Raw genomic sequence first — 12,480 nt, 5'->3', positions numbered from 1 at the left:
GGGACGGCGCCAGTTATGATCCTGCTGCTGGCCGCCCCCGCGTCGGCGCAGAAGCCGGAAGGTCAATTCCGGAACGTCGAGCTCTGCAACGCCGCTTCGTCCCCCGACCGGAGGATCGAGGCCTGCTCTGCCTTCATCGCAGCCGGCCGTGGCGGGCCACAGGCCTTGGCCATCGCCCACAACAACCGCGGCATCGCCTACGCAGCGAAGGTCGACTACGACCGCGCTGTCGCCGACTTCGAGGCGGCCATAGGCATCGATCCGACCTTCGCCAAGCCCGTCAACAACCGCGGCGCGGCGAGACTGAGGACAGGCGACTACGACGCCGCGATGGAGGATTTCGACCGAGCCATCGCCCTCCAGCCGGCATACCCCGGCGCCTTCGTCAACCGCGCCCAGGCCTGGCTGAAGAAGGGCGATCTCGTACGCGCCGAAAGCGACTACACCGCCGCGACTCGTCTGAACGCCGACATGGAAGTGGCTTGGAGCGGCCTTTGCTGGATCCGGGCGAGCACGGGCGACCCGCAAGGCGCGGTGGAAGCCTGCGACAAGGCGATCGGGTCGGGCGCGCATACGGCTGCGACCTACGATTCCCGCGCGCTCGCCCACCTCAAGGCTGGACGGACCGATGCGGCCATCGCCGACTACGACGCCGCGCTACGCATCGACCCCACGCTCGCCGCCGCGCTGTACGGTCGCGGCCGGGCAAAGATCCGCCGCGGCGAGACGGCTTCGGGAGAAGCCGATGTCGCGGCCGCGAAAGCTGTCCGGGGCGACATCGCCGAGGAATTCGCGCGCTACGGCGTACCGTAGTCCGTCCTCAACGCGTGCCCGTCGGAGAATGCCATCTCTCCCCTACCGAGAGAACCTGAGCTGCAGCAGTCGAGCAGTTTTTTTATTGATTTTTCCCCCAGCGAGCGATACCCGAAAAATGCTAAACGGTTCTGCTTCCTACAAAACCGATAAGCAGACGTACGAAACAGAGCCAGATGGCGAACTCATCAGCTTTCGAGTCAAAACGGGGTCAGTTGATCGACTGATAAGCTTTCATACGAAGCGGAGTCAGCTGGCCAACTGATAAGGTAATACGCAAAACCTTATCAGTGCTCCGCTGGTCCGGAATGTGGACGAGTACGTATCCCGCCTACCCGAGGATCACCGCTCCTCCAAACGGGAATGACCAAGGCGTTGAGGATTCTAAAATTTTCGGTGGGGTGAGGCGCGGTTGACGTGACTAACTACGGTTACAAGCTACAGGATTTGCTCGCCGCTGCGAGACCACCGCGGCACGTCCGGCCGACGAGCGTGCAGGTCGGCGGAAGGCCGGGATGTGAATCGGCATCGAAGCATGCCCCCTCCAATGTGATGTGAATCAGAGACTTATCGTGCCGATCAGCCTCGGGCCACGCCGATTCACACCACGGCTCAAGGCTCAATTCGCGCTTCAATAGTCTTCGCGCGCGAATTCGGAGGTCCCGCGCCGAAGCTCGCCGGCGCAGAACATATCGGCCAGTGACACCGCTAGGGTAACGTAGCCGATCCGGCCACGCCGCGATATCCGCTCAGGCGAATTGAGAATATCGGGAAAGCTGAAAGAAGGACTCCGCTTCGTAGGACGGATCGGTGGCCAGTCGGGCAAGCCTTTGCCCGATGGCAGGCGCGAACTTCGCACCGTGGCCTGAACACGCGGAGCAGACGATTAGGCGGGAATCCGGCCAGCGATCGATGATGAATTCCTCGCCCGCATCGGGCAGGCGGTCGGCGGGCACGGTGTTGGTGTAGAGGCAGACGTCTCGATCGATGATTGGCCCGGCCGCGCCCGGGACAAGGGCCGCCAACGCATCGCCGACCGGGCGGAGTTCGGCCTCGGTGGCCTGCGGACCCCAGTCGTCGGGGCCGACCACGGGCCCGTGGTTGTGAGGCGCCGCTTTGACGCCGCGCTGTTCGAAGTCCGGAAAGCCGTAGACCACGTCGTTCGGACCTCGGTCCAGAATGAAGATCGGGAAACGACCGAGCGCCACAGTGTCAGGGCGGGTCGGCTTGAACCAGCCGACCGCCTGTCGGGTCACGTTGAGCAGCGCGCCCAGTGTCGGGAGTGCGCGACCGAGCCATGGACCCAGCGCCAGAATCGCGCGCTCGGCGAAGAACTCTTCGGTCACCGTGCGGATCGATACGCCGTCGTGGTGCGGCGTGAAGCTCGCGCGTTCCGGAATCACACGGTTGCCGGCGCGTGAGCGCATCAGTCTCATGACGACACCGGTCCGCAGTATCGCGCCACCGTCTTGTACTACGACGTCCCAGTCGTCGGGCAGGGCGAAAGCCGGAAATTCCTTGTTCGCTACGGTCGCGGTCAACATCGGATCAGGGCGCCCTTTCGCGATCGCGGCCGCGCGTGACGACGCCACCATCGCAGAGCCGGGGAGGCCTGCCTCCAAAACAGGGGTTTCCGTCAGAACCGTTTGACGGCTTTCGGCCTGCAGCCGGATCCAACCGGCATGAGCCTCGTCGCTCAGGCTGGTGTAGTTGGGGTTTTCGAAATTGAAGCGACGGAAAATTCGACATGAACCATGTGACGAGCCTCGATCCGAACCGGGTCCGACAGGGTCGAAGCCGAGCGCATCGACGCCGGCATCCAACAATGAGTTGAGCGCTGCTCCGCCCATGAGTCCTAGACCCAGCACGGCGACTTCGCATTTTCGCATGAAGGCCTCGCGAGCGATGCTACGACTCGCCGATCATCCTGATGATTTCGCGGGTTTACAAGGTCTACGGGAGGGCGATTACGTAGCGAAAGGGACCGCGGGGCGACAGCGGGCCAGATCCGAAAGTCTGAATAGGAGCCGCAGTCAACGGCGCCCGTCTCCATAGCTTTAGTTTCGGCCGCAGGAGCAGGTCGGTCGCGGCTTAGCGCGACCATGGCCACACGGTTGCGGTTTTATAGCTTGCGGTCTGGCAATTGGCGCCGGCTTTGGCGCCTGGGCAACATTGGCCGACTGCCGTGGACGCGGCAATGGTACTTCCTGCATGACCTGTGGCTTTTCTGGGATTGCGTTCGTACCTTCAGGCATCATCTCCTTTGGTGCTGAGGCGTTCGCCGTGGCGCGGGCGAGTTGCTCCTGGTTTGCGTTGAGGCGATCGGTGAGCGTTTGACTTTCGCGGGCCATCTGGATCTGGATCCCTTTGACATCGTCGATGACACGGCTGTTACGTGCGAGTTCTTCCTGGCCTGTCTTGAGTTGGCGCGCCACATTTTCATTGTCGTGGACCAATTTCTCTTGCGTCACGTTAAGCTGTTCGACTGCTTGCCTCAAGGCAGCGAGATCGCGCGTCATCGACTGCAGCTGCTGCGTCAAGTCGGAAACCAGGGCGATTGCAGACGGCGCCGCGTCTTTCGGCGCCGCAGCATCTCGGGGGCCCCGCGTCAGGGGTGCAGGGTCCGAAGGGGCCCTCATCGCCGGTTGTGCGGAGGACGACCACCACCACAAGCAGCAAAGGACACAGCCAACAGAGAGCAGACGAAGGCCACGTGGGGCTGTTTCGTCGGTTGATGGTTCGTTGCCGGTGCGCGAGACGTCTCCATGGTCGGCTGGACCGAGGCACCGTCTTCCGCCTTGCGCGTCAGGTGCGAAAGCTCCTCCGCGATCTGCCGTTCCGCGACGCTGTCGTCCCGCGTGGAAGCCATTTGGTGCTCCATGTGAACCCTTGACGATGGTGCTGACTTTCGTTGTTTAGCACAGTTTTAGCCTGTGCGCTCGGGCCCAGCGCTGCGCGCGAAGGCGCCGTCGGCAAATGAGTCCGATCGCCGAAAGTTCGAGGCTGATCGAGGCAGGAAAAAGCGCCTAAACTCCAGAGCGGCGTGTGCTTATGCCGATGTATGACGTCGAATGGCAGGCTCGCGTGTCTTGCAGCGGGCGCACTCAACCTCCAGCCAGGCGAGTCCGCCACTAAGCATTGATCGATCGTCGGGCAGGGCTGCGCAGGGCCCCCGTAGCATTCCATGCGGACGGACCAGGCTTCCGCCTCCGCCCGTCGGCTTCTCGAACGGCCTCCTGGGCGCGCTCGCGGGCTCCTTGCGCATCATCATCGCGCCCATAATCCGGCCGCTCCAGACTATCTCTCCACACTTTTCGCGGAGGATTCCGCAGGTGGCTTGTGAGGCTAACCGTCAGCCGGGAGCCCCACACCTCACTTCGGGTCAAGCGCGACTGAGCCTAGCGGCTCCCGCGATCTAATGTGTCAACGTGGCTCGAACCGTAGAAGTGACAAGCTCCGCGCGGAAAAAACGCAGAGCGCTTTCGCGGAAGGGGGCGAGCTACTGGTCCCTGGTTCTCGCCGCGCCGAGGATATCCACTCCTCCGAACTCTGGGCGCTAAGCTTTCGCGAAGACGTTCATTTTTCGCAAACCGTGGACGGCTCTAGAAATAAGCTACAGTAAGGAACTACGGTAACTCGGCTAAATGGCGATACGTGATGCCACTGTGGACATCCGCCTGCAAGGATTTGAACTTCTTTGTCCTGCTGGGCTCTTCCGACTTCGACGGGCATAGTGTCCTTTGGCACGCCTCGTGCCGCTCAACTGCGAATACTTTCTGCACACGCCGGTTTCGATTGTAGCTTCTAAAATCTTCCTTGCAGTCGCTCTTCGTCGCGTTCGTGCTCGGAAGGTCGATCCCCCGCGGATTTAAGAGAGCTGCCAGCCTGCACGCAGGATGCAAGTTAGATCAAGATTTCAGAGCTCGCTGGGCGTCACCGATCTCGCAATTTCGCCTACGTGAACGGGCGCGGGAGCAGTTGGATCATCGCGGCCAACCGGGCTCAGGCCATGGCATGTAAAGACGCAGCCCTGCCGGGAAAGGCATCGATGAGCTGCAGCCGCGCCCTCTCATGCTGTGAGATAACGGCCGGCACGATCCAGACCTACAAGGCCGGCACGTAGGGCAGGGGGCTCCGGCTAATCGTCGAAGCACGGTCCGCATTGCAAGTTAGACGGGCAGCCGAAGCCAAAGGTCGTTGCTGGACAGCGTACCGGCCGGCGTGGCTATCTCCATATCGACGACGCGAAATGAGCCGGGTTGATCATCATACAGGTAACGAAGTTGCCAGACGGAGCCAAGTTCTGGTGTAATGGCGAAGTCATCTAAGGCACTCGCGACGTATCGAACGGCATCGCGATGTGCTATCGGCGCGGAGAACATCGTGTCCGTCAGCGTGGCGAGGCTCATACCCTCCAGGAGCATGGTTCGCGCGACTTCGTCTCCGTGGACGAGCCTGAGGACGGATACGAGGGCCGCGATAGCGTCAGGGTTCTTTAGAGACACGGCAGATTCGTTTCAGGCCAAAAGGCGGACTATTGACGTAAGGGCGCGTGGGCGGCGGTCGCGTGTTTTCGCAGGGCATGGTCGTCCGCTACAACACCTCAGCACGAACCTGAGCCACGCCACGATTCGTAATCCCCAAGCTGCGCGCAGCCGCCAGCGAGAGGTCGAGGACGCGGCCACGGACCCATGGTCCGCGGTCGGTGATACGAACCACCACCGACTTGTTCGTCTCAAGATCAATGACGCGGACTCTCGTGCCGAACGGCAGACGGCGATGCGCCGCGGTTAGTAGATTCCGATCAAACGATGAACCGCTCGCTGTCTTGCCTTTGGAATACGAATAGTAGGAGGCTTTTCCGGAAATAACTCGATTGAAAGATTGAGCGCCTGAACGATCTTTCAGGGGCTCTTGTCCGCTCGGGCGTTGCGCTTGCGGCTCCTCCTTCTTTGTCTTATCGAGTCCTTCAGGAGCGGGCTCGGCGTGAGCGTCTGGCACGATGGACCATCTATCATTGAATGTTTGCCCAACGGCTGGGGCGGCGTGAAGCCCCGTCCAGATTGAGACCGCTGCAATCACGATCATTCCAGAAAGCGGACGCATGATCGACCTCACTACAAATCACCAGACTGACAAACAATGCAAACTCGTAAGGCGCGTTCCGGCACATCGGGATTCATGTGTAGAGAGGTGATCTGATACCGATTTGAATGTGTTGCATGGCGAAGAGTGGAAGCAGTGCAACAAGCAGATGGTCCGCTGCAGCGCATTCACGAGAACCGGCGAGCCGTTCTAGAGCTCGACGCTTTGCGAAGCAGCGTCAACCTGGCCTGGCGTGCAGGCGGTTCAGTGGCGTGAATCTCTTCGCCTGATTATAGAGACGAGCAGGACATTGAACGGGCCACGGGCAGCTCGTGGGGCGAGATGCCGCGAGCCGCCTAAGAAGCTCCGCGCGTTATCCAGCCTCGCTCGCAGTGGATCGCAACCGTACACGGCTCTTCTGTGTTATTCCAATCGCCGGCAGTTTGCGTCTTTCGCGCTTCTTCAGCGAAACTGCCTCGGAGCAATTGCTATGAACATAAATCTCCGAAACGAACTCGCGAAGTTGTTGGATGACGTCCAAATAACGCCAGAAAATGTCGGACCTCAGCAGTTGGCTACCACTTCTCCCACAGGAATGCATGCGCGAAGGAGGCCGGTGACATAGGGACTGCTCTCAGCTGGCGCATGCGCTCTGGTTCCACTGGCGTTTAACGTGGCCGCTGTCCTCTCTCCTCACTAAAACGGTTGAGCAAAGAACCAAAGGCCGCCTCAGTTGGCGGCCTTTTTACAAGTAGGGTACGCCAGTTTACGTGAACGAAACCTCTGATCAGTAGCGCCGATAGTACCGATGGGCATAAGGCCGACGAACGACGACTACGCCGCGGCGATAGGCAGGACGATAGACCGGGCGGGTTCGGACGCATCCGTGCCGGCCGCAAACCAGAGCTACCGTCTCAACGTTCGCGATGTTTGATTGTCCCAACGGAGCAACGGGCATTGCCGATGCCGTTGCAATTGAGAATGCCGCCCCACCGAGAACGGTTATTGCGGCAAGTGTAAGTTTGTATTTCATCCATGCTACTCCGGCGGAGCCCATCCCCGCTGACCAACCTTAGACGTTCCTTCCTGAACCTCGGATGACCACGCCGCAGCTTTCGCGCGCGCCCTGGCTGGCTGTATGTTTCGGCACAATTGGGCCACGCGCGAGGGGTTGTTCTCTCGATCCTATCCGCCGGGCGGCCGCGCGGTGGCTCTGCGACATGGCTTGCCAATGAAGTTCACGCTGGCGCGCCGATCACCTCGTATTCGAAGCCGACGCCCTCCCGATCGTTCTCATCAATCCAAGCCTGCGCCACCTCCTCTGTAGCGAACCACTTTCGGCGGGGGCGAGGCGCGCCATTACAGATCCTCGCGCAAGGAGGATCTTGTGAATGCAGCGCGCGTCGCGCGGAACGGCCCCGACCCCTGCGCAAGCATGGCTCACCGGGGAAGGGGCGCCCCGGTCCCCATTGCGGAACGAACTCCAACCGAAACGGATATTCGGGTATTCGGGTCCGTAGGCGCCGGTTGGTTCCTAAGCCATAGGTCGATCTTGGGAGCCTCGTAAATTGTTCTAGAGTACTGCGATGGCTGGCAAGAGAACGTCCGAAAGAGAGTTCCTGCCCTCCTAAACCAAACAGGCGAGGTGGAGGCGCGGCAGGTTGTCCAAGAGCAAGTCTCGATCACCAGCCGGCGCTCGTCAAAGGTTCGAAAGTAAGATGAAACGAAGGCCGTCACAGTTGGCGGAGTCGTATTGTAGCTTCCGGCACTTGGGAACTGCCATGCGGTACGTTGCGTATGTGGTCGATTTATCCGGCGTTGCTCGGGCGGTTTATCAAGACAGTCCGACGGATGAAGGCGCCAGAACGCGAGCAGAGAAATTTCTCGATACGTACCCCGCCGTAGAGGTGTGGGATGGTCCTCGCAGAATTGCCCGGCTGGTGCGTGAGAGCTCGGGCTGACCGGTCGAGAAAAAGCGAGAGCTACGCCGGGTTGGTTCGGATCTGCTTACGATCATGAATTGACATTTCGCCGCGGCTCGTGGCTTCCAAAATCTTCATGGCGCGCAGGAACGAGCGGTTCGACTTTTAATTGTTGCCCAAGCAACCGTCCAGGTGCGGGAACCTCGTGGCATTAACATCGACGCGCGTGTTATGACGACTGTTCAAACGGCCTTGCTATTGCGGCCGCAGTGCACGCTCTGCACTAGATCGTGGGCGGTAATCGACACATCAAGCATCAGAGGGCACGGCGGATGTAACCGGCTCGACGATCTTAAGGGCCCGACGTGGAATGCGTCGGGGCCGTTTGTTAGGGCTCCATCTACACCGGCAGCCGCTCAGGGGCGCGAAGCGGAAATTATATCGCTTCGATCCGAGCGTTGCCGGTGGTCACCCCGGAGCAGACTTGACAAGTCGGACGAGTGCAAGGCTCTCTCTCTCTCTCTCTCTCTGCGAGTTAATCAGATAGCGTCGCAACGTCTGGCCGTGAGGGTTGACGATATTGGACCGCGATCGCTGTTAACCTTGGCCGCTTTTCGGCCAAATTGTTGTTTGTTGCTTGGTACTCGGGGCAGGACCTCATTTTGGAGCCCTGCAATGTTCAAGCAAGTATTTTCTGCGTGTCTCTTCGTTGTCCTCAGCTCGATCTGTTCGGAAGCAAGACCCTACCGCATCGGCCACGCGCCCGAATGCAACGTGATCATGCCATGTGACTTCTCGTCCGCGCAGACGCGCGGCGAACGAATTTCGCAATATTCACTGCAGGCGTATCGTCCCAAACAACTCGTAGTAACCGCAGCCAACAGCTTGGCGATGAGTGTCCCTGCTGAGAGCCGGATCGCCGGGGGTCGGCCGCCCGGCTGCCCGGCGGCATTCTGTGGTTGTGGCGCAGCGCTGCGCGTGTTTGGTCGTGTGGTGCCTGAACTAAACCTCGCAGCCAACTGGCTACGCTTTCCGCGTACGTCGCCGTCGCCCGGAATGGTCGCGGCACGCCGTGGGCACGTCTTCGTACTAGAACAGCATCTCAGAGGCGACATTTGGATGGCGTATGACGCCAACTCAGGCGGACACGCGACAAGGATGCACGCGCGATCGTTGCGCGGCTATACAGTTGTCAATCCACACGTTGCGGCCTGAAAGAGCGCGCGCCAGTTGGTGTACCGGTTTGTCGCTACCCGAACGTCAGCGCGTGTGCCCACGACCGCCGCCTGTGGCGCACTGGAAGGGACGGCCCCCGACCGCCAGCCCCCGTGTTGGTCGGGGCCGATTTTCGTCTGGTGCCCAACGCTCTGACACCATCTGACGAGAACCAGCCGGTTGGTTTTCCGGTTTTTTACAGAGTGGCGTTATGTCGCGTGCGATTGCCACCGTTCAAATTCGACTGGGGCGCCGCTACGCGCTTCCAAGTGGTTCGCAGCGTCATACCGTTTGGAGTTCAGGGATTGTCGAATTTTAGTTCGTCTGAGTTTAGCAAAGTAATCGTTCTTTTCTGATTGGGAATGGCGGCGACATTCGCGGAGGTGCTGGCTGCAAGGTTGACCATCATACCTTTTGTATTTTCGTCAACCGAGTATGTGCCGTAATAGGCAAATGCTTGACGCCACGATACTTTGCGCCTCCTCGGGCGTCGCCTTGGCTCGGTCATTAGCCGCAATCTTTGGAATTTCCGCGCGCGATTGGAAAAGCGAGAAATGGCCATCAACTGAGAAAATCATCACACCCTTTGGGGAAGGACCGAAGGGTTCGCCTATTTGGCCGTCGTCCATTTCACTGGTAACAGCGACTAGCGTCCACGCACCAACAAGCTGTTCCTTAGCCGACTTCTCTTGCGCGAATGCTGCGCCCGACAGGGCAAGCCCAAGCCCGATAGCAACAATGGCTTTGTTCATTATGTCCTCCACCACAAAATTTAATTGTTCAACTACGGTCACGTGAGATCAAGGTCGGCGTGAGCTTCGGGGTCAAAATCGGCGATGAAAACCCACACGATGCCATTCCGATCTAACCTGGACAGCGGGCCCACCCACAGACACAGACTAGCCGCAGTACCCACGTGCCAACCGCCAACCCAGCAGGAATGCCGGCTGATCTCCTACCCAGATGTGTGTCTCGGGATCATCGACCTGCGGCGGAGAGCGGGTCGGCCCACCCGTAAATTTCCCAAGTGCCGCGCCTGCCCCTGATCTGGTACGACGGCCCCAGCTCACCGGAATGAGGCGCATTCGGCCAAATGGATGATCTCGCAATGCTTCTCGCCGAGCTGGAGCGGTGCAAGGCAGAGTTCGAGCACCTGCAAACGGAGCTGAATTCCCCAAGGGGCGCCGGCCCAGTACAGCCAACAACGCTCCAAGATCTGGCGCGCCGGATGAGCGAGATCGCGGCCCGTCTTGAAGCTGCAACGCGCGCGATCTCAAAGGGACCTGCCAGCGGAATACATTGAGCAGTTCCGTAGCGCCCTAGCGAGCCGGCCATCTCCGGTTTGAAGCCAGAACGGACTTGTCCACTTCGCGGAGTACATGGTCTAGTTCGCCATTGGCCGTTGCTCAAGCACCGCAACTCTCCGGCTTGCGCAGGATCAAAACGGACAGCCCCGTTCTCACTAGCCTCACACCTAGCCGAACAACTTGCGGTTCAGTCTGCTGAGGTTATGGGCGCCCAATTGACCTACCCCGATGGAGCGCCGCGCCTGTTACGCCAGTACTCTCGCAATGGCATCCCGCAAGGTTTGCCGTGCGAACGGCTTGCGCAAATAGGCGACGCACCCGGCGTCCACCGCCTCAGGGCCTCGGTCAGATGCAGCTGGAACGCGCGCAGCTCTTCCGCCGTCGCACTGTCGGGGGGAGGGCTGAGGAAAACCCTAAGCCTCTTGACGGCGCGGATGTACTCGCGTTGCGTATCGGGTACGAACCTGCGCATGTTCATGTCGTCGAGCATGCGTTGGCGCAGCGGGCTGATGGGCTTCTCGCTCATTGGGGGCTCCTGTCTTGAGGTTGGAGTGCTTGACCCCTCGATCCTGCAGACGGAGCGCCCGCCCGTCACCTGTGCTCGTTCAAACGGTTACAGCGGTAGACGTGATCGGCGGACCGCGCCGCCAGCCCTCCCGCGAGAGCGGGTTCGTTCTTTGACCCGAAGCCGAAGTTATCAGTCAGCCTTTCATGCCATCCAGACCGGGATAATCTTTGTAAATGTTTTCCTGAAGCACGGAGTCTATTCCGAGAGATGATATCGCCGACCGATGTCCTCAATCTCAGAAACTCAGCTACTGGAGATTCTTGGGCGAGCGTGAGCGCCAGGGATAACTCTCCATGATCCGATCTACGTGCTGTTTAAATCGTGTGGCTGATTTCGCGTCCATAGACCATCTCGCGGCAACAGGGCCTGCCTGGTAAGAGGCCCCTCCAAATATCTAGAGCGCTACTCTACCGCTTGGCCCAAATGCGAAGTGCACGACGTCCGCTATTTGAGTCGCTATCGGGGGAAAAGAGGACGTCGCACACAATCCGCGGGTCTTACTGTGCTAGAAATCCGAATGCGACAACCAGTGCCACCATGCTCGAGAAAATCAGCAGTGCCGGAAGGGATTTTCGGGTCATTGGCCTCGTCGAATGGCGCGCAGCCGATTGGCCGGGTTGAGGTGTAGGCGGTCTCTAGGACCGCACGACGTTGCCCTCTCTCGTTGGCGTTGCCCGTGGAGAGACGTTCCACCGGCCTGCGACCGTATGGCCGGGTTCACTCAAACATCAGTGTTGAATTGTTCTGCAATTGAGAGTTGAATGTTTGTATTTGAGAACGGGGGTTAATTTGCTGCAGCTGGAGGCACATCTCGGTATATCCGATGTGCTTCGTTTGATTGAAGAAAAGCTGGGAGCAGGTGTCTGGCGCTGTGATGCAGCCGGCCAGATGCAATGGTCGCGTGGCTTTTTTAGGCTGCTCGGATTGGATCCGCATGCGGTGTCGCCGTCATACACCGAAATCCAACGAAGGATTCATCCGGACGATCGCGGTCCGACTCGCGGTCCCAGCGAGTTGATGATAGATCGGACGTTGCTCGACGGTGAATTTCGCATCATTCGGCCCAATGGCGCTTTGCGCTGGATTAACTGCCATACCGAAGTGCTACTGAATAGCGCAGGTGAGCCGGAATGTATTTTGGGGATCGCTCTCGACATTACAGCGCAACGTCGGTTGGTCCAGACGCTGCGAAGTGACGCCGAGCGCTACAGCGCTGAGGCAATTCCTAACACCTCTTGATACGATTCGCGCTTACGTCATCCAACGTAATAGAAACAGAGAAAATGCCGTCAAACCTCGTTCTAGCTTATCGAGCCACGGACTATGTGGCATTCAGTGGCGCTCGGACTTTCTCAATTCGAATGGGTCAACGCCCTGTCATCATCGAGGGATTATTTACCAGAATGAAAGCGAGGGGCGGCGCTTTCATCACTTCCTGGAATCCGTTCAGCAAGAGCCAGAGTGCTGGGGTCAACGCTTTGTGAATAAGCACCGAACTTTGGCTCTGACGCATATTCGATGATCGTGATTGTGTTTATGGCGCGCCAATCAGCCTAGCCTGAAGGAGATC

The 12,480-nt window shown here is 59.4% G+C and carries 9 protein-coding genes; 3 read left to right on the top strand and 6 right to left on the bottom strand.

The window, feature by feature from the left end; translation table 11 throughout:
• The first annotated feature begins 15 nt into the window (after positions 1-15).
• The gene (locus IVB13_RS24650; RefSeq protein ID WP_245288580.1) at positions 16-813 is read left to right on the top strand and encodes a tetratricopeptide repeat protein; all 798 of its coding nucleotides are present in this window, start codon (positions 16-18) and stop codon (positions 811-813) included.
• A 749-nt stretch (positions 814-1,562) separates the two neighbouring features.
• Here IVB13_RS24650 and IVB13_RS24645 read toward each other — a convergent pair.
• The 4 genes from IVB13_RS24645 to IVB13_RS24625 form a co-directional block, all read right to left on the bottom strand.
• Positions 1,563-2,702 carry an FAD-dependent oxidoreductase gene (locus IVB13_RS24645; RefSeq protein WP_083926610.1) on the bottom strand — a complete coding sequence of 380 codons (1,140 nt, stop codon included), beginning with the start codon at positions 2,700-2,702 and terminating at the stop codon, positions 1,563-1,565.
• A gap of 168 nt (positions 2,703-2,870) precedes the next feature.
• The gene (locus tag IVB13_RS24640; RefSeq protein ID WP_247490783.1) at positions 2,871-3,353 is read right to left on the bottom strand and encodes a hypothetical protein; all 483 of its coding nucleotides are present in this window, start codon (positions 3,351-3,353) and stop codon (positions 2,871-2,873) included.
• 1,629 nt (positions 3,354-4,982) lie between these two features.
• Positions 4,983-5,222, bottom strand: coding sequence for a hypothetical protein (locus IVB13_RS24630; RefSeq protein WP_247490780.1), 240 nt, complete (start codon positions 5,220-5,222; stop codon positions 4,983-4,985).
• 184 nt (positions 5,223-5,406) lie between these two features.
• Positions 5,407-5,919: a septal ring lytic transglycosylase RlpA family protein gene (locus IVB13_RS24625; protein WP_083926609.1), complete on the bottom strand. Its 513-nt coding sequence runs from the start codon at positions 5,917-5,919 to the stop codon at positions 5,407-5,409.
• Between the two features lie 2,576 nt (positions 5,920-8,495).
• On the opposite strand from IVB13_RS24625, the gene IVB13_RS24620 reads away from it, so the two are divergent.
• On the top strand, positions 8,496-9,035 hold the full coding sequence (locus IVB13_RS24620) for a hypothetical protein (RefSeq protein ID WP_198293420.1): 540 nt from the start codon (positions 8,496-8,498) through the stop codon (positions 9,033-9,035).
• Between the two features lie 425 nt (positions 9,036-9,460).
• Here IVB13_RS24620 and IVB13_RS24615 read toward each other — a convergent pair whose 3' ends face one another.
• Both IVB13_RS24615 and IVB13_RS24610 read right to left on the bottom strand, forming a co-directional pair.
• Positions 9,461-9,787: a lipocalin-like domain-containing protein gene (locus IVB13_RS24615; RefSeq protein ID WP_157643159.1), complete on the bottom strand. Its 327-nt coding sequence runs from the start codon at positions 9,785-9,787 to the stop codon at positions 9,461-9,463.
• A 775-nt stretch (positions 9,788-10,562) separates the two neighbouring features.
• Positions 10,563-10,868 (bottom strand): phage integrase N-terminal SAM-like domain-containing protein, encoded by a 306-nt coding sequence (locus tag IVB13_RS24610; RefSeq protein WP_018460443.1) that lies wholly within the window; start codon positions 10,866-10,868, stop codon positions 10,563-10,565.
• Positions 10,869-11,699: 831 nt separating this feature from the next.
• Between IVB13_RS24610 and IVB13_RS24605 the strand changes: the two genes are divergently transcribed.
• Positions 11,700-12,149 carry a PAS domain-containing protein gene (locus IVB13_RS24605; RefSeq protein ID WP_247490778.1) on the top strand — a complete coding sequence of 150 codons (450 nt, stop codon included), beginning with the start codon at positions 11,700-11,702 and terminating at the stop codon, positions 12,147-12,149.
• Positions 12,150-12,480 lie beyond the last annotated feature (331 nt).

The sequence above is a fragment of the Bradyrhizobium sp. 17 genome (assembly GCF_023073515.1).
In the GTDB taxonomy this organism is placed as follows: domain Bacteria; phylum Pseudomonadota; class Alphaproteobacteria; order Rhizobiales; family Xanthobacteraceae; genus Bradyrhizobium; species Bradyrhizobium canariense_D.
Note: the sequence above shows the minus strand (reverse complement) of the source record. Positions and strands in the feature narration are given on the sequence as shown.